The organism is Mycobacterium sp. TY814, from assembly GCF_030755175.1.
Taxonomy (GTDB): Bacteria; Actinomycetota; Actinomycetes; order Mycobacteriales; family Mycobacteriaceae; genus Mycobacterium.
Genome location: NZ_JAUFRY010000002.1, coordinates 1698620 through 1722693, shown reverse-complemented (window position 1 = coordinate 1722693; position 24074 = coordinate 1698620). Strand labels below are relative to the sequence as shown.

20 protein-coding genes and 1 riboswitch are annotated in these 24074 nt (G+C 67.4%); of the genes, 11 read left to right on the top strand and 9 right to left on the bottom strand.

Translation table 11 applies throughout. The annotated features are described in order from the left end of the window. Nucleotides 1–5: 5 nt before the first annotated feature. From secA2 to gcvP, 11 genes are all read left to right on the top strand, one after another. Nucleotides 6–2342 (top strand): accessory Sec system translocase SecA2, encoded by a 2337-nt coding sequence (gene secA2, locus QXH22_RS21290; RefSeq protein ID WP_306240483.1) that lies wholly within the window; start codon nucleotides 6–8, stop codon nucleotides 2340–2342. 108 nt (nucleotides 2343–2450) lie between these two features. Then, nucleotides 2451–3041 (top strand): CDP-alcohol phosphatidyltransferase family protein, encoded by a 591-nt coding sequence (locus tag QXH22_RS21285; RefSeq protein ID WP_306240482.1) that lies wholly within the window; start codon nucleotides 2451–2453, stop codon nucleotides 3039–3041. Then, complete coding sequence (locus QXH22_RS21280; protein ID WP_306276871.1) at nucleotides 3034–3960, top strand: DUF881 domain-containing protein; 927 nt, start codon at nucleotides 3034–3036, stop codon at nucleotides 3958–3960. Before QXH22_RS21285 ends, QXH22_RS21280 begins: the two co-directional genes overlap by 8 nt. Further along, nucleotides 3957–4289: a small basic family protein gene (locus tag QXH22_RS21275; RefSeq protein ID WP_055579108.1), complete on the top strand. Its 333-nt coding sequence runs from the start codon at nucleotides 3957–3959 to the stop codon at nucleotides 4287–4289. The genes QXH22_RS21280 and QXH22_RS21275 overlap by 4 nt, the downstream gene beginning before the upstream one ends. Before the next feature lie 13 nt (nucleotides 4290–4302). Next, nucleotides 4303–5148, top strand: a complete 846-nt coding sequence (locus QXH22_RS21270; RefSeq protein WP_306276870.1) for a DUF881 domain-containing protein — start codon at nucleotides 4303–4305, stop codon at nucleotides 5146–5148. Between the two features lie 27 nt (nucleotides 5149–5175). Then, complete coding sequence (gcvH, locus tag QXH22_RS21265) at nucleotides 5176–5580, top strand: glycine cleavage system protein GcvH (protein ID WP_306240479.1); 405 nt, start codon at nucleotides 5176–5178, stop codon at nucleotides 5578–5580. A gap of 264 nt (nucleotides 5581–5844) precedes the next feature. Further along, nucleotides 5845–6306 (top strand): glycogen accumulation regulator GarA, encoded by a 462-nt coding sequence (garA, locus tag QXH22_RS21260; protein WP_306244192.1) that lies wholly within the window; start codon nucleotides 5845–5847, stop codon nucleotides 6304–6306. Then, nucleotides 6303–7043 carry a MerR family transcriptional regulator gene (locus tag QXH22_RS21255; protein ID WP_306240478.1) on the top strand — a complete coding sequence of 247 codons (741 nt, stop codon included), beginning with the start codon at nucleotides 6303–6305 and terminating at the stop codon, nucleotides 7041–7043. The genes garA and QXH22_RS21255 overlap by 4 nt, the downstream gene beginning before the upstream one ends. 72 nt (nucleotides 7044–7115) lie before the next feature. Next, entirely contained in the window at nucleotides 7116–7610 is a 495-nt protein-coding gene (locus QXH22_RS21250; RefSeq protein ID WP_306240477.1) for a bifunctional nuclease family protein, read from the top strand. A 264-nt stretch (nucleotides 7611–7874) separates the two neighbouring features. Beyond that, nucleotides 7875–8498: a MerR family transcriptional regulator gene (locus tag QXH22_RS21245; RefSeq protein ID WP_306240476.1), complete on the top strand. Its 624-nt coding sequence runs from the start codon at nucleotides 7875–7877 to the stop codon at nucleotides 8496–8498. Between the two features lie 32 nt (nucleotides 8499–8530). Continuing rightward, nucleotides 8531–8628: riboswitch (glycine riboswitch) on the top strand. Between the two features lie 163 nt (nucleotides 8629–8791). After that, on the top strand, nucleotides 8792–11617 hold the full coding sequence (gene gcvP / locus QXH22_RS21240) for an aminomethyl-transferring glycine dehydrogenase (RefSeq protein ID WP_306240475.1): 2826 nt from the start codon (nucleotides 8792–8794) through the stop codon (nucleotides 11615–11617). 7 nt (nucleotides 11618–11624) lie between these two features. On the opposite strand, the gene QXH22_RS21235 is transcribed toward gcvP, so the two are convergent. From QXH22_RS21235 to QXH22_RS21195, 9 genes are all read right to left on the bottom strand, one after another. Continuing rightward, nucleotides 11625–12479 (bottom strand): haloalkane dehalogenase, encoded by an 855-nt coding sequence (locus tag QXH22_RS21235; protein WP_306240474.1) that lies wholly within the window; start codon nucleotides 12477–12479, stop codon nucleotides 11625–11627. Nucleotides 12480–12489: 10 nt separating this feature from the next. Next, nucleotides 12490–14589: a substrate-binding domain-containing protein gene (locus QXH22_RS21230; protein ID WP_306276869.1), complete on the bottom strand. Its 2100-nt coding sequence runs from the start codon at nucleotides 14587–14589 to the stop codon at nucleotides 12490–12492. A 59-nt stretch (nucleotides 14590–14648) separates the two neighbouring features. Then, complete coding sequence (locus QXH22_RS21225; RefSeq protein ID WP_306240471.1) at nucleotides 14649–16835, bottom strand: malate synthase G; 2187 nt, start codon at nucleotides 16833–16835, stop codon at nucleotides 14649–14651. 273 nt (nucleotides 16836–17108) lie between these two features. Then, nucleotides 17109–18161 (bottom strand): hemolysin family protein, encoded by a 1053-nt coding sequence (locus tag QXH22_RS21220; RefSeq protein WP_306240470.1) that lies wholly within the window; start codon nucleotides 18159–18161, stop codon nucleotides 17109–17111. Continuing rightward, on the bottom strand, nucleotides 18158–19513 hold the full coding sequence (locus tag QXH22_RS21215) for a hemolysin family protein (RefSeq protein WP_306276868.1): 1356 nt from the start codon (nucleotides 19511–19513) through the stop codon (nucleotides 18158–18160). Before QXH22_RS21215 ends, QXH22_RS21220 begins: the two co-directional genes overlap by 4 nt. A gap of 7 nt (nucleotides 19514–19520) precedes the next feature. Beyond that, nucleotides 19521–20957, bottom strand: a complete 1437-nt coding sequence (locus QXH22_RS21210) for a GuaB1 family IMP dehydrogenase-related protein (RefSeq protein ID WP_306276867.1) — start codon at nucleotides 20955–20957, stop codon at nucleotides 19521–19523. A gap of 9 nt (nucleotides 20958–20966) precedes the next feature. Beyond that, the gene (gene gndA, locus QXH22_RS21205) at nucleotides 20967–22424 is read right to left on the bottom strand and encodes an NADP-dependent phosphogluconate dehydrogenase (RefSeq protein ID WP_306240467.1); all 1458 of its coding nucleotides are present in this window, start codon (nucleotides 22422–22424) and stop codon (nucleotides 20967–20969) included. Between the two features lie 112 nt (nucleotides 22425–22536). Next, nucleotides 22537–23487, bottom strand: coding sequence for a M56 family metallopeptidase (locus QXH22_RS21200; protein ID WP_306240466.1), 951 nt, complete (start codon nucleotides 23485–23487; stop codon nucleotides 22537–22539). 14 nt (nucleotides 23488–23501) lie between these two features. Further along, complete coding sequence (locus tag QXH22_RS21195) at nucleotides 23502–23918, bottom strand: BlaI/MecI/CopY family transcriptional regulator (RefSeq protein WP_306240465.1); 417 nt, start codon at nucleotides 23916–23918, stop codon at nucleotides 23502–23504. Between the last annotated feature and the right edge of the window lie 156 nt (nucleotides 23919–24074).

Sequence of the window (24074 nt, the reverse complement as noted above, 5' to 3'; positions counted from 1 at the left end):
GGGCTGTGCCGAAGACCACCCGCTCCCAGCCCGGACGGCTGAGCAGCCGCTTTTGGCGCCTGCTCGGCGCCACGACGGAAAAGAACCGCAGCCGCTCGATGGCCGTGGTGACCGATTCCGAGGAGTACGAGAAGGAAGCCGCCGACCTCAACGACGAGAAGCTGCGTAAGGCCGCCGGGCTGCTCAACCTGGACGATCTGGCCGACTCTTCCGACATTCCGCAGTTCCTGGCGATCGCACGGGAAGCGGGCGAGCGCGCGACCGGCCTGCGTCCGTTCGACGTGCAGTTGCTCGGGGCGCTGCGGATGCTGGCCGGTGACGTGATCGAAATGGCCACCGGCGAAGGCAAGACGCTGGCCGGGGCTATCGCCGCGGCCGGCTATGCCCTGGCGGGGCGACACGTACATGTGGTGACAATCAACGACTACCTGGCCCGCCGGGACGCGGAGTGGATGGGACCCCTGATCGAGGCGATGGGACTGACAGTCGGCTGGATCACCGCCGAGTCGACCAGCGAGGAACGCAGAACGGCCTACGGCTGCAACGTCACCTACGCGTCGATCAACGAGATCGGCTTCGACGTGCTGCGCGACCAGCTGGTCACCGACGTCGACGACCTGGTGTCGCCCAACCCCGACGTCGCGTTGATCGACGAGGCCGACTCGGTGCTGGTGGACGAGGCGCTGGTGCCGCTGGTGCTCGCCGGCACCACCCACCGGGAGACGCCGCGGCTCGAGATCATCAAGCTCGTCGGTCAGCTCGTCCACCACAAGAACGCCGACGACTACTTCGCCACCGACGCCGACAGCCGCAATGTGCACTTGACCGAGATGGGCGCCCGCAAGCTCGAGAAGGCCCTCGGCGGCATCGACCTGTACTCCGAGGAACATGTCGGCACCACGCTCACCGAGATCAACGTCGCCCTGCACGCGCACGTGCTGCTGCAGCGCGACGTCCACTACATCGTGCGCGACGACGCGGTGCACCTGATCAATTCCTCCCGCGGCCGCATCGCCCAGCTGCAGCGCTGGCCGGACGGGCTGCAGGCGGCCGTCGAGGCCAAGGAAGGCATCGAGACCACCGAGACGGGCGAGGTCCTCGACACCATCACGGTGCAGGCCCTGATCAACCGCTACACCACGGTCTGCGGCATGACCGGCACCGCGCTGGCTGCCGGTGAGCAGCTGCGCCAGTTCTACAAACTCGGGGTGTCGCCGATACCGCCGAACACCCCGAATATCCGCGAGGACGAGTCGGACCGGGTCTACATCACCGCCGCCGCCAAGAACGACGCGATCGTCGAGCACATCGCCGAGGTGCACGAGACGGGGCAGCCGGTCCTGGTCGGGACCCGCGACGTGGCCGAATCCGAGGACCTCTACGAGCGGCTGACCAAACGCGGTGTGCCGGCGGTGCTGCTGAACGCCAAGAACGACGCCGAAGAGGCTCAGGTGATCGCCGAGGCCGGTACCTACGGCTCGGTCACGGTATCCACCCAGATGGCCGGTCGGGGCACCGACATCCGCCTGGGCGGGTCCGACGAGTCCGACCACGACCGCGTCGCCGAGCTGGGCGGACTGCACGTGGTCGGCACCGGACGGCACCACACCGAGCGCCTGGACAATCAGCTGCGCGGCCGGGCCGGTCGCCAGGGGGACCCGGGCTCGTCGGTGTTCTTCTCGAGTTGGGAAGACGACGTGGTGGCGGCCAATCTCGACAGCAACAAGCTGCCCACCGAGACCGACGAGGACGGTCGCATCCTGAGTCCCAAGACCAACGCGCTGCTCGATCATGCGCAGCGCGTCGCCGAGGGCCGCCTGCTCGACGTGCACGCGAACACCTGGCGCTACAACCAGCTCATCGCCCAGCAACGCGCCATCATCGTCGACCGGCGAAACACTTTGCTGCGCACGCCAACTGCGCGCGAAGAGCTGGAGGAGCTGGCGCCCAAGCGGTACAAGGAGCTGCGCGAGGAGATCTCCGAGGAACGCCTGGAGAAGATCTGCCGGCTGATCATGCTGTATCACCTCGACCGTGGCTGGGCCGATCACCTGGCGTATCTGGCCGACATCCGCGAGAGCATCCACCTGCGCGCGCTGGGCCGGCAGAACCCGCTCGACGAGTTCCACCGGATGGCGGTGGACGCGTTCGCGTCGCTGGCCGCCGACGCCATCGAGGCAGCCCAGCAGACGTTCGAGACGGCGAACATTCTCGAGGACGAGCCGGGCCTGGATCTGTCCAAGCTCGCCCGCCCAACGTCCACGTGGACCTACATGGTCAACGACAACCCACTGTCCGACGACACGCTGTCCACGCTGAGCCTGCCCGGCGTCTTCCGCTGAGTCCCGTCCGCCGTGCGGACCGCATCGTCAGCGGGCCGGGTCTGATTGCCCGCTTCCTTCTCGGTCCGCCGTGCGGACCGCATCGTCAGCGGGCTAATGTCACGGCACATGGAGCCAGTGCTCGTGCAGAACCGGGTACTGACGGTGCCCAATGTGCTGAGCGTCGTCCGCCTTGGCCTCATCCCGGTCTTCGTCTACCTCATGCTGGTCACGCACACGCTGAGCTGGGCGGTGGCGATCCTGATGTTCAGCGGGGTCTCGGACTGGGCGGACGGCAAGATCGCCCGCCTGCTCAACCAGCAGTCGCGGCTGGGCATGCTGCTGGACCCCGCCGTCGACCGGCTCTACATGGTGACCGTGCCGATCGTGTTCGCGATCAGCGGCATCGCCCCGTGGTGGTTCGTGCTGATGCTGCTGGCCCGCGACGCGGCGCTGGCCGGAACGCTGCCGCTGTTGTGGAGCCGCGGGCTCTCGGCGCTGCCGGTCACCTATGTGGGCAAGGCCGCGACGTTCGCGCTGATGTCCGGCTTCCCGCTGGTCCTGCTGGGACAGTGGGACGCGCTGTGGAGCCGCGTCGTGCTGGCCTGCGGCTGGGCGTTTCTCATCTGGGGCCTGTACATGTACTTGTGGGCGTTCGTGCTCTACATCCTGCAGATGGTGCTGGTGATGCGCCGGATGCCGAAGGTCAGGCATGGCTGAGCCGGACCGGCTGCTGGGCGGCTATGACCCCAACGCCGGCTACAGCACGCACGACGCGGCCCGTCCCCAGCGCATCCCGGTGCCGTCGTTGTTGCGCGCGCTGCTGTCCGAACATCTCGACCCCGGATACGCCGCGGCAGCCGCCGAGCGGGATCGCCGCGCCGAACCCGAGACCGGGCGTGACCGGGCGTTCAGCTGGCTGTGGCAGGCGCTGGCCGCGACCCTGGTGGCAGCCGTGTTCGCGGCGGCGGTGGCCCAGGCCCGCTCGGTCGCACCCGGGGTGCGCTCTGCGCAGCAACTGTTGGCCACCAACGTGCGTCTGACGCAGGCGACCGCCACCCGGTTGGCCCAGCAGCGCAGCGCGCTGGCGGCGAAGGTGGATCAGGTGCAGCGCCTCGCTCTGGCCGACGACGCCGAGGGCCAACGACTGCTGAACAGTCTGGACGCGCTCAGCCTGGCGGCGGCCAGCACGCCGGTGAGCGGCCCGGGCTTGACGCTGACGGTGACCGACCCCGGCGCCGGCCCCAATTTGTCCGATGCGTCCAAGCAGCGGGTGAGCGGCAGTCAGCAGATCATCCTCGACCGTGACCTGCAACTCGTCGTGAATTCGTTGTGGGCCAGTGGCGCCGAGGCCATCTCGGTCGACGGAGCCCGGATCGGGCCGAACGTGACCATCCGGCAGGCCGGGGGAGCGATTCTGGTCGACAACAACCCGACCTCAAGTCCGTACACCATCCTGGCGGTCGGGCCGTCGAAGGCGATGCGGGACACCTTCGATCGCAGCCCCGGACTGCGTCGGCTTAGGCTGCTGGAGGCCTCCTACGGGGTAGGCGTCAACGTGAACCTCGGCGAGAGTCTGGCGCTGCCCGCCGGAGCGATCCGGGACGTCAAGTTCGCCAGAGAGATTGGGCCCAAGTGATCGGTATCGCCGCGCTCGTGATCGGCATCGTGCTGGGATTGGTGTTCCATCCCAGCGTGCCCGAGGTCATCCAGCCGTATCTGCCGATTGCGGTGGTCGCCGCGCTGGACGCGGTATTCGGCGGGCTGCGCGCCTACCTGGAACGCATCTTCGACCCCAAGGTCTTCGTCGTCTCGTTCGTGTTCAATGTGCTGGTCGCCGCATTGATCGTCTACGTCGGCGACCAACTGGGCGTCGGCACCCAGCTGTCGACGGCAATCATCGTGGTGCTGGGAATCCGGATCTTCGGCAATGCGGCCGCGCTGCGCCGCCGGCTGTTCGGGGCGTGACGGAGTGGCTGAGATGGAACCCGGTCCGCCCGGTCCTGAAGAAAAACCCGAAGAGAAACCCGAGAAACCCGACAAGTCGGCACACCGCGGACGTCACGAACTTCCGGCCGACCGCCCCCGGCGCGAGATTGTGCGCCGGACCGGTCTGCGGGCGACGCTGACCGCCGGTAGGTCCCGACTCGTGTTCGGCACTCTGGCGGTGCTGCTCTGCCTGGTCCTGGGCATCGCGATCGTCACGCAGGTGCGTCAGAACGAATCCGGCGACTCGCTGGAAACCGCTCGTCCCGCAGACCTGTTGGTGCTGCTCGACTCGCTGCGGCAGCGCGAGGCGACGCTGAGCACCGAAGTGGCCGACCTGCAGAACACCCTTAATGCGTTGCAGGCCTCCGGAAACACCGATCAGGCCGCGATCGAAAGCGCACAGGCCAGGTTGGCCGCTCTGTCGATCCTGGCCGGTGCGGTCGGGGCCACCGGTCCCGGCGTGACGATGAAGATCGACGATCCCGGTCCGGGGGTGGCGCCAGAAGTGATGCTCGACGTGATCAACGAGCTGCGGGCAGCCGGCGCCGAGGCGATCGAGATCAACGACACCCGCCAGTCCGTGCGAGTCGGCGTGGACACCTGGGTCACCGGCTCGGCGGGTGCCCTTACCATCGACAGCAAGTCGTTCTCCCCTCCGTATTCGATTCTGGCGATTGCTGATCCGCCCACGCTGGCCGCCGCGATGAATATTCCGGGTGGGGCAGAGGACAGCGTGAAACGAGTGGGCGGACGCATGTCGGTACAGCAGTCCGACCGCGTCGAAGTGACCACCTTGCGGCAACCAAAACAGCACCAATACGCTCAGCCCGGCAAGTGAACCACCCCCGACCAGAACAGGATCACCGTGACCGATATCCCGTCCGATCTGCACTACACCACCGAACACGAGTGGGTTCGCCGCAGCGCGGAAGACACCGTCCGGGTCGGGATCACCGATTTCGCCCAGTCGGCGCTGGGTGACGTCGTCTTCGTACAGTTGCCCGACGTGGGGGCCGAGCTCAGTGCCGGCGATTCCTTCGGCGAGGTGGAGTCGACGAAATCGGTGTCGGATCTGTACGCGCCGATCGCGGGCAAGGTGTCCGCGGTCAACGGGGATCTTGAAAGCACGCCGCAGCTGCTGAACTCCGACCCCTACGGCGAAGGCTGGTTGCTGGAACTCCAGGTGGACAGCGCCGGCGTCGCCGGACTGGACGAGGCGATCGCCGGGCTGCTCGACGCTGAGGCGTACCGCGGCACTCTCACCGAATGAGAGTTGCTAAGGTCCGAATGCGTTGCGAGGCAGGATCCTGGACGAGTCGGGGGATTCGGCAGGTCTAGGAGAAGCCGGGATGTCGGGCTTAGGATCCTGCAGGGGTCGGCACACGGCCGACCCGTGCGCGGTACGGTCGAGACATCAGTTATTTCAAGCAGTGGACAGCAGCGCAGTACAAGCGGTAGATCCGAGTGGGCGACCGGCCGAACGGCCCGGTCAGAGAACGCCACAGCGGCCAGTGAGGAGCAGCGGGTGACGGACATGGATAACGACCAGAGTGACGAAGTCACGGTGGAGACGACCTCGGTCTTCCGCGCCGACTTCCTCAACGAACTGGACGCGCCCACTCAGTCGGGTACCGAGAGTTCGGTGTCCGGGGTGGAGGGACTCCCCGCGGGCTCGGCGTTGCTGGTCGTCAAACGCGGGCCCAACGCCGGGTCGCGCTTCCTGCTGGACCAGGCCATCACCTCGGCGGGCCGGCATCCCGACAGCGACATCTTCCTCGACGACGTGACCGTGAGCCGCCGGCACGCCGAATTCCGTTTGGAAGGCGGCGAGTTCAACGTCGTCGATGTGGGCAGCCTGAACGGCACCTACGTCAATCGCGAGCCGGTGGACTCCGCCGTGCTGGCCAACGGTGACGAGGTTCAGATCGGCAAGTTCCGCCTGGTGTTTCTGACCGGCCCCAAGGGTGACGACGACGGGGGATCCGGAGGCCAGTGACCGCGCCCGATAGCCCTGCGCTCGCCGGGATGTCGATCGGGGCGGTCCTGGACCTGCTGCGACCGGACTTCCCCGACGTCACAATCTCCAAGATTCGTTTCCTGGAGGCCGAAGGGCTGGTGACGCCACAGCGTGCGGCGTCGGGTTATCGGAGGTTCACCGCCTACGACTGTGCGCGACTGCGCTTCATCCTCACCGCACAGCGGGACCACTATCTGCCGTTGAAGGTGATCCGGGCTCAGCTGGACGCCCTGCCCGACGGAGAACTGCCGACAGTCGGATCTCCCTACGGAGTACCGCGATTGGTGTCGGTGGCCGACGGCGCCGGATCCGAGGCGGCCGCCGCCGATGCGGTGGCGCCCACCCGTGTCCGGCTCAGTCGCGAAGACCTGCTGGAACGCTCGGGGGTCGACGGCGAGCTGCTGACCGCCCTGTTGAAAGCCGGCGTGATCACCACCGGGCCGGCCGGTTTCTTCGACGAACACGCCGTGGTGATTCTCCAATGTGCACGGGCGCTGGCCGATTACGGCGTCGAGCCCAGGCATCTGCGGGCGTTCCGTTCTGCGGCCGACCGGCAGTCGGACCTGATCGCCCAGATCGCCGGTCCGCTGGTCAAAGCCGACAAGGCCGGTGCCCGCGACCGTGCCGACGACTTGGCACGAGAGGTCGCCGCACTCGCTATCACGTTGCACACCTCACTGATCAAGTCCGCCGTTCGCGACGTACTGCACCGCTGAGGACTAGACTTCGTTCGACAGCTGGTATTCGGCGAATTGAGTCACTGCAGCGCGTGCGGAGGGCAGACACAGATGGGTGAAGTTCGTGTTGTCGGCATTCGCGTCGAGCAGCCCCAGAACCAGCCGGTGCTGTTGCTGCGCGAGGCAAACGGTGACCGCTACCTGCCGATCTGGATCGGCCAGTCGGAGGCTGCGGCCATCGCGCTCGAACAGCAGGGCGTGGAGCCGCCCCGGCCGCTGACTCATGATCTGATCAGGGATCTGATTGCCGCGCTTGGGCATTCGCTCAAGGAGGTGCGCATCGTCGATCTGCAGGAAGGCACCTTCTACGCCGACCTGATCTTCGATCGCGACATCAAGGTGTCGGCGCGGCCGTCCGACTCGGTGGCTATCGCCCTGCGGGTGGGTGTGCCGATCTACGTCGAGGAGGACGTGCTCGCGCAGGCCGGTCTGTTGATTCCGGACGAGGGCGACGAAGAGGCCAGCAGCGCGGTCCGCGAGGACGAGGTGGAGAAATTCAAGGAGTTTCTCGACAGCGTCTCCCCGGACGACTTCAAGGCCACCTGACCGGTAGTCGCCCGTGTCCGCCGGATACCCCCCGGATATCACGGATGCGTCTCATATCACACAACGGATTGTCGACACGCCTGGCAGATATCACCGACTCATCCGAGTGGCAGCCATACTTTGTTGACGAGTTGATGATCGACCACAGCACAGCAGCCACCGAACAGCGTATGCTCTCTAACACTCGCACCTGAGATAACGTGGCTGTTGGGGCAGCCAGTGCCGCAGCTAGTGACAACAGCGCGATCGGCGAGAGGACGCACCGTGAGCGAGCAGCCACGTCAAGGACAGCTGGATCTTGCTGACCACCCGGCCACCGCGCCGAAAGGCAACGTCAAACCGGCCGAACCCGTGCAGCCCGGACTATTCCCGGACGATTCGGTGCCCGACGAGCTGGTCGGTTACCGCGGACCGAGCGCATGTCAGATCGCCGGGATCACGTACCGCCAGCTCGATTACTGGGCCCGTACCTCGTTGGTGGTGCCCTCCATCCGCAGCGCAGCCGGATCGGGCAGTCAGCGCCTCTACTCGTTCAAGGACATCCTGGTACTCAAGATCGTCAAGCGGCTGCTGGACACCGGGATCTCGCTGCACAACATCCGCGTTGCCGTCGATCACCTGCGCCAGCGCGGCGTGCAGGACCTGGCCAACATCACCCTGTTCTCCGACGGCACCAGCGTGTACGAGTGCACCTCGGCGGAGGAGGTCGTCGACCTGCTGCAGGGCGGCCAGGGTGTGTTCGGCATCGCCGTCTCCGGCGCGATGCGCGAGCTGACCGGCGTCATCGCCGACTTCCCCGGTGAGCGGGCCGACGGCGGCGAGTCGATCGCCGCACCCGAGGACGAACTGGCCTCCCGTCGCAAACACCGCGACCGCAAGATCGGCTAGCTGCCCCATAGGGCGTAAACTGGACCCCGCATCGCACTCGCGCGGGAGAGTTCTGTGGCCGCCAGCTACAGACGCCGAAGGAGCAATACCTCTCCGTCAACCTCTCAGGCACCCGGACCGCCCGAGCTAACGATGCCTCTGGAAAGCGGCTCGACCGGGCACCGGTCATCAAGCAGAGCCCGCCGATGGGGAAAGGCGCCGCACGCGCCGAATCTCTCAGGCGCCCGCCATACGGGTGAAGACAGAGGGAGAGGGCCCCGTCTTCAGTGGTGCCCTACGTCAGGAGAGTTCGCGTGTCCGACCATTTCACGTTCGCAGACCGCCACATCGGCCTGGACAGCTCGGCCGTCCGGAAAATGCTTGACGTCATCGGCGTCGACTCGCTGGACGAACTGGCCGCCAAAGCGGTGCCCAGCGGCATCTTGGACCAGCTGACCGACACCGGACTCGCCCCGGGCCTGGACGCACTGCCGCCGGCCGCCAGCGAGGCCGAGGCGCTGGCCGAACTGCGGGCGCTGGCGGACAGCAACACCGTCGCGGTGTCGATGATCGGGCAGGGCTACTACGACACCCTCACCCCGCCGGTATTGCTGCGCAACATCATGGAGAACCCGGCCTGGTACACCGCCTATACGCCGTACCAACCCGAGATCAGCCAGGGCCGGCTGGAAGCGCTGCTGAATTTCCAGACGATGGTCACCGACCTGACCGGCCTGGAGATCGCCAACGCGTCGATGCTCGACGAGGGCACCGCGGCCGCCGAGGCCATGACGCTGATGCATCGTGCCTGCCGCGGTCCGGCGAACCGGCTGGCGGTCGACTCCGACGTGTTCGCCCAGACCGCGACGATCCTGGCCACCCGGGCCAAGCCGCTCGGGATCGAGATCGTCACCGCCGACCTCCGTGCGGGCCTGCCCGACGGTGACTTCTTCGGCGTCATCACCCAGCTGCCGGGGGCCAGCGGACGGATCACCGACTGGAGCGCGCTGGTGCGCGAAGCGCACGACCGCGGGGCGTTGGTGGCGATCGGCGCCGACCTGCTCGCCCTGACATTGCTGACGCCGCCCGGTGAAATCGGCGCCGACGTCGCCTTCGGCACCACCCAACGGTTCGGCGTGCCAATGGGATTCGGCGGCCCGCACGCCGGCTACCTGGCGGTGCACACCAAGCACGCCCGGCAGTTGCCGGGGCGCCTCGTCGGGGTCTCGAAGGACGCGGACGGCAGCGACGCATACCGGCTGGCACTGCAGACCCGTGAACAACACATCCGCCGGGACAAAGCCACCAGCAACATCTGTACCGCGCAGGTGCTGCTGGCGGTGATGGCCGCCATGTACGCGAGCTATCACGGTGCCGACGGCCTGACCGCTATCGCGCGCCGGGTGCACTCCCAGGCCGAGACCATCGCCGGCGCCCTGGGCGAGGCGCTGGTGCACGACACCTTCTTCGACACCGTGCTGGCGCACGTCCCCGGCAGCGCCGACGAGGTGGTGGCTGCGGCCAAAGCCGGCGGGATCAACCTGTGGCGCGTGGACGCCGACCACGTGTCGGTGGCGTGCGACGAAGCCACCACCGACGCCCATGTCGCCGCGGTGCTGGACGCGTTCGGGGTGTCGGCCGGCCAGCCCCATCGATCCGAAATCGCCACGCGCACATCGGAATTCCTCACGCACCCGGCGTTTCACCGGTACCGCACCGAGACCTCGATGATGCGTTATCTACGCACCCTGGCGGACAAGGACATCGCCCTGGACCGCAGCATGATTCCGCTCGGTTCCTGCACGATGAAGCTCAACGCGGCCGCAGAGATGGAGTCGATCACCTGGCCGGAGTTCGGCCGCCTGCACCCGTTCGCGCCCGCCTCCGACGCCCCGGGCATGCGCCGGTTGATCGCCGACCTGGAGAACTGGCTGGTCGCCATCACCGGTTATGACGCCGTCTCGCTGCAGCCCAACGCGGGCTCGCAGGGAGAGTACGCGGGGCTGCTGGCCATTCACGATTACCACGCCAGCCGCGGCGAACCGCACCGCGACATCTGCCTCATCCCCTCCAGCGCGCACGGCACCAACGCGGCCTCGGCCGCGTTGGCGGGCATGCGGGTGGTGGTCGTGGGCTGCCACGAGAACGGCGACGTCGATCTCGACGATCTGCGCGCCAAGGTCAGCGAACACGCGGACCGGCTGTCGGCGCTGATGATCACCTACCCCTCCACCCACGGTGTCTACGAGCACGACATCGCCGACATCTGCGCGGCCGTGCACGACGCCGGCGGCCAGGTGTACGTCGACGGGGCCAACCTCAACGCGCTGGTCGGCCTGGCCCGGCCGGGCAAATTCGGCGGCGACGTCAGCCATCTGAACCTGCACAAAACGTTCTGCATCCCGCACGGCGGCGGCGGTCCCGGCGTCGGCCCGGTGGCGGTGCGTGCGCACCTGGCGGAGTTCCTGCCCGGCCACCCGCACGCACCCGAGTTGCCGCCGGGACACCCGGTGTCCGCCGCACCCTACGGGTCGGCGTCGATCCTGCCGATCAGCTGGGCGTACATCAGGATGATGGGCGGAGACGGGCTGCGGGCAGCCTCGCTGACCGCGATCGCGTCGGCGAACTACATCGCACGGCGCCTCGACGAGTACTTCCCGGTGCTTTACACCGGCGAGAACGGCATGGTCGCCCACGAGTGCATCCTGGACCTGCGTGGCATCACCAAGGCAACCGGCGTGACGGTCGACGATGTGGCAAAGCGGTTGGCAGACTACGGCTTCCACGCGCCCACCATGAGCTTCCCGGTGGCCGGGACGCTGATGGTAGAACCGACCGAGAGCGAGAGCCTGGCCGAGGTGGACGCGTTCTGCGAGGCGATGATCGGCATCCGCGCCGAGATCGACCGCGTCGGGTCCGGACAGTGGCCGGTGGACGACAATCCGCTGCGCGGCGCCCCGCACACCGCCGAGTGCCTGGTGGCATCCGAGTGGAACCATCCTTACACACGCGAAGAAGCCGCATACCCGTTGGGCAAGGCGTTCCGGCCGAAGGTCTGGCCGCCGGTACGTCGCATCGACGGCGCTTACGGCGACCGCAATCTGGTCTGCTCGTGCCCGCCTGTCGAGGCCTTCGCCTAGATAAGCGTCAGCCGAAGCGGTCCGCGATGGCCGCGGCTATCTCCTCGGGCGCATCCTCCTGGATGAAGTGCTTCGCGGCCGGCAACTCGACCAGCACATGGTCGGGGAACGCCGCGCGCATATGCGGCAGTGACGGTCCGGGCCGGAACGCGAAATCCTTCATGCCCCACACGAACAGGGCCGGTTTGGCGCCGAGCTTGGCCGGCACTTCCCGGCCGAGTCGCTCCAAGAGGGGATGGGCGGCCAGGATCTGCTTCGGCATCTCCGCGACGCCTCTGCGCGCCGCGGCGTCGGGTTGCACCGCCCGGTAGTGCTGCATCACCGACGGGCTGAGCCGCCGCGAGGTTCCCACCGGAATCATCTGTTCGACAAAGAAATTGCGGTGCAGGATCGCCCACTGCATGGGCGGGCTGGACATCACCCGGCTGAAGATCTTCGTGGTCAGCACATCCGTCGGCCAGAACCAGGTGTTGCCCAACACGACTCCGTGGATCCGGTCGGCACGCTCGACCGCCACGGCCATGCTGACCGGACCTCCCCAGTCCTGCCCCACGGTCACAAATCCGTCGAGCCCCAGGTGGTCGACGAATTCACCGACGACCCCGGCGTGCTCGTCGACTTTGTATCCGAAGCCCGGCGGCCGCTCGGACAGGCCGAAGCCGAGGTAATCCGGTGCGATGCAACGGAATCGATCGCGTAGCGCCACGATGATGTCGCGATAGAGGAAACTCCAGGTGGGGTTGCCATGGCAGAACAGGATGGGCGGCCCGGCTCCCTCGTCGATGTAGTGGACCCGGCCGCGCGAGCTGTCGAACCAGCGCGACGTGAAGGGGTACAGGGCAGGATCCGGGGTGAAGTCCATCCGGGTCGCCTCAGCTCAAGAAGTTGTTGACGGCAGTGCCCAGGTCCGGTCCGGCCGAGGTCGGCAGGTTCTGGTAGTTGCCGCCGCTGAGCCGGGCGACCGCCTCCCAGGTGGCGCGGTCCGGATCCGCACCGAAGTCGATCACGTTGACGGCGACGGGCCTGGCCGGGTCTGCGCTGTTCTTGATGAAATCCTGCAATCCGGGACCGTCGAGGCTCTGGTCGGTGTGCGGGCCCGCGGTGATCACCAGAATCGAATTCTGTTGGCCTGCACGGTAATTGGCCAACATCTCCTGGTAGATCATGCGCAGCGTGGTGAACGACACGGCTCCGCCGCCGGACGAATACTGTTTGTCCAGCGCGGCCGCCAGCGCCGTCGAGCGGGGCTGACCGTTGACCTGATCGGCCAGCGGCCCGGCCGGCACTTCGGCGCGTCCTTCATGCCCGTCGAACGTCCACAATCCGATGACCGTGCTGGGCGGCAGCGCCTTGATCCGGCTGTCGAGCGCGGCGATCACATTCGCCAGCCGGGTCTTGCCGCCGCCGTCGTCGTTCGGCAGCGACTGGTCGAGCATGATCGTGGCGGCGACCCCGGTCGACGGGGTCGCCATGGTGTCGGCCAGGGTGGCGCGCAGGGCGTCGTCTCCCACCGAAAGGGTGGAGGGCAGCGCCGCGAAACTGGTCACCGGGCTGCTCGGCGGTGCGACACCGTTGACCCGGAAACCGGCCTTGGCCAGCTTCGCGAGTTGCTCGGGGGTGTGCATGTACCGCGCGAAGGCGCTGGCGGCAGTGGTCTGTTCCTGCTTCAGCCAGGAGCCGCTGAGCAACACGGTCGGATAGTCGGCCACCGGGACCGCCCCGGGCGGAGTCCAGGATCCCAACTTGCTCTTGGCATCCTGCAGCGATTGGCCGCGCGCGAACAACTGCTGCTCGGTGGTGATGACGGCATGCACCGGAGCGGCCGCCACCTCCTCGGCCTTGGTACCCGGCTTGAGTAGGGCGTTCATCGCCTCGTTGAGGGAATCGTCGGGCAGTTTGGGTTGCCCACCCACCAGCGTGCGCACAGCGGCGCTACCGGATGTCGGCGGCGCGCCGGGAGGTGCCGACGCCGCGGCGATGGCTTCTCCGGCCAGGAACGACGCGTCACCGTTGCCGCCGACCGGCAGGGCCAGCCGCAGCGATCCCCAGTTGCCCATGGACGTCGGGTTCGATTGCAGACCAGGCAGAGCCGCCCAGTTCTGTTTGGACAGGGGCTGGCTGAACTCGGGCCGGATCGCCAGCAGCACCGGCGAGGTCACCAGCGAGCGACTGTCGCTGATGATCTTCTGCCCCGCCGCACCGGACAGCCGGGCCGCCGAGACGGAGCTACCGGGAATCCACAGGCCGGGCTGGCTACCCAGCTCAGCCGGCCACTTGCCGATGAAGCCGCTGATGACGGCGTCGGAGTTGGCCGATTTGACCGTGACGTCGACGCAGCGATCGCCGATGGGTCCCGCTTGCTTGTTGTAGCCGTCGGCGAGCTCTTTCACCTGGTCGGCGATCGAGGGGTCGGCCAGGACGGCGACGGCATCTTTGCCTCCTACGCAGTTCGCGGCGGCCGTGTGCGAACGGTGCGACAACGCGTCTCCGAAGAACTGCCACAGGATCACCCCGGCAACCACGACGACGACGGTGACCAGCGCGACGATCACACCGATGCTGACACCGCGCCGGCCGCCGGCACTGCGGTGCCCGCCCTGCCAATCCCGCAGACCGCGGTGGCTGGCCCGGAACAGCGGCGGCGGGGGAGTTGCCGCCGGCGGCTCCTCGGCCGCCGGTTCCTGCGCAGCCGGCGGTTCGGCGCCGCCCGGGCGGTACCCGAATTCGGGGTAGTCGTCGGCAGCGGGTTCCGCGTATTCGTCCTCGAATCGGCCCACACCCCAGGTGCCGGCGGGCGGTTCGGTGGCAGGTGGCTCGTCGGACGGGCGTCCCTCCGCGAAGGGACCGGGCTCGTCATACTGACCGGGCTGGTCAAACCGCTCGGGTTCGTTGAACTGCTCCGGTTCGTCGAACCGCTCGGGCTCGCGATCGGGTAGGGAATCCCCGGAGTCGGGCTTGCTGTGCCTACCCATGCCGGTGTCTGCGTCCTTTCCCTGGAATCGTGTGCAGGTTGCCGCCCGTCAGGGGCACATCACGCACCCGCGCGAGCCTTGAACTCCCGACGACGCCGGTGCAGGATCGGCTCGGTGTAGCCGTTGGGCTGCTGGCCACCGGACAGGATCAGTTCCTGGGCAGCCAGGAAGGCGATGCTGTCGTCGAAGTTCGGCGCCATCGGCCGGTAGGCCCGGTCGCCCTCGTTCTGCTTGTCGACGAGCGGCGCCATCCGCTCCAGGCTGGCCCGCACGTCCTCGCTGGTGATCACCCCGTGGCGCAGCCAGTTGGCCAGCAGCTGACTCGAGATGCGCAGGGTGGCGCGGTCTTCCATCAGCGCGACGTTATGGATGTCGGGCACCTTCGAACAACCGACGCCCTGTTCCACCCAGCGCACCACGTAGCCCAGGATCGACTGACAGTTGTTGTCGACCTCCTCGCGAATCTCCTCCGGCGCCCAGGCCAGCTCCTTGGCCAGCGGAATGGTCAGCAACTCGTCCAGGGTGGTCCGCTTCTTGCCCGCGAGTTCGTCCTGGACTGCCGAGACGTCCACCTGGTGGTAGTGCATCGCGTGCAGCGTGGCCGCGGTGGGCGAAGGCACCCAGGCGGTGGTGGCGCCGGCCTTGGGCTGACCGATCTTCTGCTCGACCATGTCGGCCATCAACTCGGTCATGGCCCACATGCCCTTGCCGATCTGAGCCTTGCCCTTGAAGCCGGCGGCCAGACCGGTGTCGACGTTGGCGTCCTCGTAGGCCTTGATCCAGGTGCTGTTCTTCATCGCGCCCTTGCGGATCATCGGGCCGGCTTCCATCGAGGTGTGGATCTCGTCGCCGGTGCGGTCCAGGAATCCGGTGTTGATGAAGACGACGCGGTCGGCGGCGGCCTTGATGCAGGCCTTGAGGTTGACGGTGGTCCGCCGCTCCTCGTCCATGATACCGACCTTGAGGGTGGCCTGCGGCAATCCGAGCACGTCCTCGACGCGGCTGAACAGCTCGCAGGTGAACGCCACTTCTTCGGGACCGTGCATCTTCGGCTTCACGATGTACACCGAACCCGTGCGGCTGTTCTGCAGCGGTCCGTTGTCGTCACCGGTGCGCAGACCGTGGATGGCGATCAGCCCGGTGAACAGCGCGTCCTGGATGCCCTCCGGAACCTCGTTCCCGTCGGCGTCGACGATGGCGTCGTTGGTCATCAGATGACCCACGTTGCGCACGAACAGCAGGCTGCGACCGGGCAGTGTCAGCTCCCCGCCGTCGGGCGTGGCGTAGGTCCGGTCCGGGTTGAGCACGCGGGTGAAGGTCTTGCCGTCCTTGCTGACCTCTTCAGACAGGTCGCCGCGGTTCAGGCCGAGCCAGTTGCGGTAGCCGAGCACCTTGTCATCGGCGTCGACGGCGGTCACCGAGTCCTCGAAGTCCATGATCGTGGTGATCGCAGACTCCAGGATCACGTCCTTGATGCCTGCGGCGTCGGTCTGGCCGATCGGCGACTGCGGGTCGATCAGGATCTCGATGTGCAGGCCGTTGTTGACCAACAGCACCGACCAGCTCGGTGAGCCCAGCTCGCCGGAGTAACCGACGAACTTCTCGGGGGCGGCCAGGCCGGTCGAGTCGGATCCCAGCGCAACCTGCAGCTGGCCGTCCTCGATGCTCAGGCCCGTGGCGTCGGTCCAGGAGCCCGAGGCCAGCGGCACGGCGCCGTCGAGGAACTTGCGGGCGTAGGCGATGACCTTGTCGCCGCGCACCTTGTTGTAGCCCGAGCCCTTCTCGGCTCCGTCGTCCTCCGGGATGACATCGGTGCCGTACAGCGCGTCATACAGCGAGCCCCACCGCGCATTGGCCGCGTTGAGCGCGAAGCGCGCGTTGAGCACCGGCACCACCAGCTGCGGACCGGCCGTGGTGGTGATCTCGTCGTCGACGCCGGAGGTGGTGATGGTGAAGTCGTCCGGTTCCGGCTGCAGGTAGCCGATCTCGGTGAGGAACTGCCGGTAGGCGTCCTGGTCGACCGGCGCGATCACCCGCTGCTTGTGCCACCTGTCGATCTGGGCCTGCAGCTCGTCGCGAGTCGCCAGCAGTTCCTGGTTGCGGGGGGTGAGGTCGGTGACGACTTTGTCGACACCCGCCCAGAAGCTGTCCGGGTCGATACCGGTGCCGGGCAGCGCCTCGTTGTTCACGAAGTCATAGAGCACCCGAGCCACGCGCAAGTTGCCTTCGGTCACCCGATCGGTCATTGTTCTCCTCCGTAATGGCCTTACCGGCCCCTCACCAACCTCGCCGAACCACGTCCAAACCGGCCGACTAGCTACCCTCAGACTACCGATGGGTAGCTCGACGAGCCTAGCCCGGCCGACCCTCAATGCCAGGTCACGGCGCGCTGACTGCTTCGCCCGCAGCAACGCGGCGGGCCATGTGAATCGCTTTCTGGCAACGCGGACACAGGGGATTTCGTTCCCTGCAGCACTTGTCTGGTACCCGCGGCCGCTCAGATCATACGGGCTTGTCGATCACTCCCGGGGCGCGCGGTCGCGCATGCTGCCGACGAGGTCCTCCACCAGATCCTCCAGCGCCACCAGCGCGACCACTTCACCGTCATCGGCTGTCACCAGCGCGAGGTGGCTGTTGCTGCGGCGCATCCGCGACAGCGCCTCCGGCAACCCCAGCGCCTGCGGAATCGTCGGCAGCGGACGCACCAGCGCCTGGCCGATCACCGTGTGCGGATTGTCACCCAGGGCAAGCACATCCTTGATGTGCAGATAGCCGATGTAGTTGCCGGCAGCGTCGACCACCGGAAAACGGGAGTAGCCCGTTTGAGCCAGAGCCTGCTCGACGGCGCCGATGGTGGGTCCGGTGCCGGCCGCGGCCACCGGGACCGCGTGCACTCGCGCCAGTGGAACCGCGACGTCTCCGACCACCCGGGTACGTACCCGCAGTGCGCGGGTCAACCGGACGTGCTCCTCCTTGTCGAGCAGACCTTCCGACAGCGACTCGGCAATGAGCTCCGACAACTCCGCGGTCGACACCGTGATGTCGAGTTCCTCTTTGGGTTGCACGCCCAGCAGCCGCAGGATCCCGTTCGCGCATTTGTTGTAGAAGACGATGACCGGCCGCGCGGCGCGCACGTAGGGCAGGTAAGCCGGGACCAGCAACATCGCGGTGCGTTCCGGACCGGCCAGTGCGATGTTCTTGGGCACCATCTCGCCCAGCAGCACGTGCAGCGTCACCACCAGGCCCAACGCCAGAATGAAAGCCAGCGTGTGCACCAGGGCGGGATGCACGCCGGTCAGCTCGAACGCCGACCGCAATAACGAGGCGACCGCAGGTTCGGCGATCCGCCCGAGCAGCAGCGAAGCCACCGTGACGCCGAGTTGAGCGCCGGCCAGCATCGCGGGCAGCTGCTCGCCGGCGCGGATGACGGTGACCGCACTCGCCCTGCCCTGCTCGGCCAGTGCCTCCAACCGGTCCCGGCGGGCGGAGATCATGGCGAATTCCGCGCCGACGAAAAAGGCGTTGAGCGCGATCAGCAGGATCGCCAGCAGCACCGCCACGATCGAGTTCATCGCTCGTCCCCATTCGACCGGGGCAGTTCCTTGAGTTCCAGCAGGTCCAGCCGACGACCGTCCAGCCGGACCACCTTGGCCTGCCAGCGCATCGTTTCATCGGGCAGCCCGTCCCGGTTCAGGGCGGGAATCTCGACCGTCTCGCCGGCCACCGGCATGTGCCCGAGCTCGCGCAGCACCAGGCCGCCGATCGTCTCATACGGGCCTTCCGGAGCCCGGTAGCCGATCGCGGTCTGCACTTCGTCGATGCGCAGCAGACCCGACACCCGCCACCCGCTGCCGTAGGCCACCACGTCCGGCGTCGCGTCGTCGTGCTCATCGCGCACGTCACCGACGATCTCCTCGATCAGGTCCTCGACCGTCACCATGCCCGCGGTGCCGCCGTACTCGTCGACAACCATCGCGGTCTGCAACGAGTTGGCGCGGATCTGGGCCATCACCGCGTCGCCGTCCAGCGTGGAGGGCACCACGGCGACCGGTTTGGCCACCGTCCGCAGCAGGGTGCGCGCCCGTTGCGCCGCGGGCACCTGGAAGGCCTGCTTGACGTGCACGATGCCGACGGTCTCGTCCAGGTCACCCTGCACGACCGGGAAACGGGAGAAACCGGTGGCGGCGACCGCGGCAACCAGATCGACGACGGTGTCGTCGGTCTGCAGGGCGACGATCTTGGACCGCGGGGTCATCAGCTCCTCGGCGGTTCGGGTGCCGAACTGCAATGAGCGGTGCATCAGCGACGCGGTCATGTCGTCCAGCGAGCCGCGCCGTGCCGAGGTCCGTACCAGCGAGACCAGTTCCTGGGGCGTGCGCGCCGAGCGCAGCTCCTCGGCCGGTTCGATACCCAGCCGCCGCACCAGCCAGTTCGCCGCCCCGTTGGTCATCCGGATCGCCGGAGTGAACAGCACCGAGAACAGCCATTGCGGCAACACGACGGCGCGAGCGGTCGGCAACGGACGCGCGACGCCCAGGTATTTGGGCACCAGTTCGCCGAACACCATCGACACCGACGTCACGACCACCAGCGCCAGCACGGTGGTGATGGTGTCGGCCAGTTTGTCCGAGACGCCGATCGCGTCCAGCCACGGATGAGGCAGCGCGGCGACCAGCGGCTCGGTCAGATAACCGGTGGCCAGCGTCGTGATGGAAATGCCCAACTGTGCGCCCGAGAGCTGGAACGACAACCTGCGGTGGGCCCGTCGGATCAACCGGTCCCGGCCGCCCCCGCTGCGCGCGTTGGCTTCCACGGTGCTGCGGTCCAGCGCGGTCAGCGAGAACTCAGAAGCGACGAAGACCGCGGTGCCGAACGTCAGTGCCAGAATGGCCAGCACGCTCAGCACGGTGCCGGAATGGTTCATCAGCCCTTCACCAGCCGGTGGGCAACGGATGCCCTTCAGCGAAGCCGGCGGCGGACTGCACTCCGACCACCGCCCGCTCGTGCAATTCCTCCAGGTTCGCGGCGCCCACATAGGTGCATGTGCTGCGCACGCCGGAAGTGATGTGGTCGATCAGGTCCTCGACGCCGCCGCGGTCGGGGTCCAGCCCCATCCGGGACGTGGAGATGCCCTCTTCGAACAGCGCCTTGCGCGCCCGGTCGAACTGACTTTCCGCACCGGAGCGGGCGACCACGGCCCGCTTGGACGCCATGCCGTAGCTCTCCTTGTACGGCTGGTTGTCTCGGTCACGCATCAGGTCGCCCGGCGATTCGTAGGTGCCGGCGAACCACGACCCGATCATCACATTCGAAGCTCCGGCGGCCAGCGCCAGGGCCACATCGCGCGGGTGCCGGATTCCGCCGTCCGCCCATACGTGGCCACCCAATTCCCTTGCCGCTGAGGCGCATTCGACCACCGCAGAGAATTGCGGGCGACCCACGCCGGTCATCATCCGGGTGGTGCACATCGCACCGGGCCCGACGCCCACCTTGACGATGTCGGCACCCGCCTCGAGCAGATCCCGGGTCCCCTGCGCCGACACAACATTTCCGGCCACCAGTGGCACACCCAGATTCAGCGCCGCGACCATCTTGATCGCCTCCAGCGTCTTGACCTGGTGTCCGTGCGCGGTATCGATGACCAGGACGTCGACCCCCGACTCGACCAGCGCCTGAGCCTTGGATGCGACCTCGCCGTTGATGCCGACCGCGGCGCCGACCCGGAGTCGGCCGCTGCTGTCGAGCGCGGGACTGTAGATGCCGGTGCGGACGGCGGAGGTGCGCGTCAGCACCCCGGCCAGGGTGCCGTCGGTGTGGGTCAGCACCGCCACAGCGATCGGCGCGTGTTCGAGCAGATCGAAGATCTTGCGCGGGTCGGTGCCGGCCGGCGCCGTGACGAAATCCGTCACGGCGATGTCGCGCACCCGGGTGAATCGGTCGACGCCGACGCAAGCCGATTCCCGGACCAACCCGATGGGCCGGCCCTCGAAGGCCACCACCGCGACACCGTGGGCGCGCTTGTGGATCAGCGCGATCGCGTCGGACACCGAGTCGTCGGGCGCCAGCGTCACGGGAGTGTCGAGCACCAGGTCGCGACTCTTGACGAATTCCACCGTCTGCCGCACCGCCGGGATGGGTAGATCCTGCGGGACGATCACGATCCCGCCGCGGCGGGCCACCGTCTCGGCCATACGCTTTCCCGCCACCGCGGTCATGTTGGCGACGACGACCGGGATCGTGGTGCCGGAGCCGTCGACGGTGGACAGGTCGACGTCGAACCTCGACGCGATATCGGACCGGCTCGGCACGATGAACACATCGTTGTAGGTCAGATCGAATGCCGGGCGGTGCCCGTCCAGAAACTTCATCGTCTCTCGCTAGGCAGGAACTTCACTTCGGTCGCCGCTCCACAGGGTGTGGAACTTCTTGCCGGACTCCTCATCGATGCGCCCGTAAGTGTGCGCACCGAAGAAGTCGCGCAGGCCCTGGGTCAGCGCGGCGGGAAGCCGTTCGGTGCGCAATCCGTCGTAATAGGACAGCGCCGAGGAGAATCCCGGAATGGGGATACCCAACTGGGTCGCGGTCACCACCACCCGCCGCCAGCTGTCGATGGCAGCTTCGATTGCGCTGCGAAAGTAGGGGGCGACGATCAGGGACGGCAGGTCGGGGTCCTCGTCGAATGCCTCCTTGATGCGGTTGAGGAACTTCGCCCGGATGATGCAGCCGCCGCGCCAGATGGTCGCCAGGTCACCCGGCGTGATATCCCAGTCGTATTCGGCACTGCCGGCCTGAATCTGGTTGAAACCCTGCGCGTAGGCGATGATCTTCGACGCGTAGAGCGCCTGCCGGACGTCCTCGGTGAACTGTGCTGCATCGCTCGGCTTGTCACCCAGTTCACCGGAGGCCAGGCCCGTCGTCGCCTTGCGTTGGGCCACCGAACCCGAGAGCGCGCGTGCGAACACTGCCTCGGCGATGCCCGTCACCGGCACGCCGAGGTCGAGCGCCGACTTCACCGTCCAGCGGCCGGTGCCCTTCTGTTCGGCCTCGTCGACGATGACGTCGACCAGTGGCTTACCGGTCCTGGCGTCCGTCTGACGCAGCACCTGCGCGGTGATCTCGACGAGGAAGCTATCCAGATCACCGGAGTTCCATTCGTCGAAAACGTCGGCGATCTCGCCCGCCGACTTGCCCAGACCGTCGCGCAGCAGTTGATACGCCTCGCCGATCAGCTGCATGTCGGAGTACTCGATGCCGTTGTGCACCATCTTGACGAAGTGGCCCGCACCGTCGGGGCCGATGTGCGTGCAGCAGGGCACGCCGTCGACGTGCGCGGAGATCTCCTCGAGCAGCGGGCCGAGCGACTCGTAGGACTCGGCGGGTCCGCCGGGCATGATCGACGGCCCGTTCAGCGCGCCTTCCTCGCCACCGGAGATGCCGGCGCCGACGAAGTGCAGACCACGCTCACGAATGGCCTTCTCCCGGCGAATGGTGTCGGTGTACAACGCGTTGCCGCCGTCGATGATGATGTCGCCCTCTTCCATGGCGTCGGCGAGCTCATTGATGACGGCGTCGGTGGGGTCGCCGGCCTTGACCATGATGATGACCCTGCGCGGCTTTTCCAGTGCGGCAAGGAATTCCGGGATCGTCTCACTACGTACGAAGTTGCCGTCGGAGCCGTGCTCGTCCAGCAGCGCGTCCGTCTTGGCCACCGACCGGTTGTGCAGCGCCACGGTGTAGCCATGCCGGGCGAAGTTGCGGGCCAGGTTCGATCCCATCACGGCCAGCCCCGTCACACCGATCTGTGCGGTCGCGGTCTTCGAATCCGACGAACTCATGTCCTGCCTCTCAGTCGGGCCCAGCAGTGGGAGAACCGGGAAAACCTAGGAAACCTGGGAAATACTGTCGCACAGCGGCCGCGCCAGCGTTCCACGACGCTCGGCTCGGTGCCTACGAGGCGACCAACCGGTGCAGCTCCGTGAGCCACGGTACGGCCAGTGCGATCGTGGGCACCACCAGCACTGCCGCGGCGGTCAGGTAGGCGCCTGCCGACAGCAGCGGGCTGTTGCCCCGGCCGGAGAGCCGCCGGACCCGCAATACGGTGCTGGGTCCTCCCGCCGCCAGTGCACCCGAGGGTGCGCGACCGGAAGCACAGGCCACCAGGGCGCGGGCCAGGGGAGTGCGACCCACCGTGCGCACCGCGGCATCATCGGCCAGCAGCTCTACGAGCAATTGCACGGCTCCCAGCGCGTTCGCGCTGCGCACCAGGCGTGGGAACGCGGCATGCACGGCCGTGAACGCTTCCAACACCAGGTCGTGGCGGGCCCGTAGGTGAGCCCGCTCGTGGGAGAGGATGGCAGCGACTTCGGTGTCGGCGAGTGTTTCCAGTGCGCCTTCACTGACCACGACCCGGCTGCGCACCCCGGGCAGGCAGTAGGCGAGGGGTTGCTTGACGTCTAGGACCCGCAGGTCACGGGCCCTGGCGCAGGGCTGGCACAGGGCGGAATCATGGCTGACGCCAACCAGGTCGACAACCATCCGATGGTGCGCGCGGCGCCGCCGGGTGGCGATGGCCACCCGCACCACGGCCACCATCAGGCGCGCCCCTACCAGCACGGTCAGTGCGAAGACGGTCACGTAGGCAGCCCACAGCGGCCAGCCCAGGCGACTCTCGGCATCGACGATGCCGGCGGTCGGCCGCCCGTCCGGGCCGGGCATCAGCAACCGGCTGGCGATGGCGATACCGGCGCTGAAAGTGGACAGCACCGCCGCGAGCGCGATCGCCTGCCAGAGCACCATGGCGGCCCGGGGAGCCCGCAGCGGCCACTTCGCGCGGGACAGGACTGCCGGTGTCGGCCCAGCCAGCAGCACCGCAAGGATGGTGAAGGCCAGCGCAGACACGCTGTAATTCTCCCTCAGTCGTCGGCCGGAGGTCCAGCGGATAGCGAATTGCGTTGGTTTGCTTCGAGTTCGGCGAGCGCCCGGCGCAGCGCATCGGCCTCGTCCGCACCCACCCGCTCGACGAAGTGCACCAGCGCCGCCTGACGACTGCCGGAGTCCTCGGCCTGGGCAAGCGCGTCGACCATCAACCCGGCCACCAGTTCGTCGCGCCCGTGCACCGGCGCATATCGATGGGCCCTGTCATCCCGGATCTGGGACACCAGGTTCTTCTTCGCCAACCGTTGCAGCACGGTCATGACGGTCGTGTAGGCCAGGTCGCGCTGCGCCGACAACGCCTCGTGCACCTGGCGAACAGTCTGAGGTTCCGGCGTGGACCAGAGGTGGTCCATCACCGCGCGTTCTAAATCCCCCAGCCGCGTCAGCTTGGCCATAGTTCATCTCCTGAGCGTTAGAACCAGCGTACTCCGGCTTACTACCGAGTGTCGTACCCATCGGGCCGTCGATTCACCACACTACGCAACCGACGCTTGCGAAATTAGGGCAGCCTTGCCTATGCTGAACCCGGTCGAGCGAAGACGGCAGCGGAG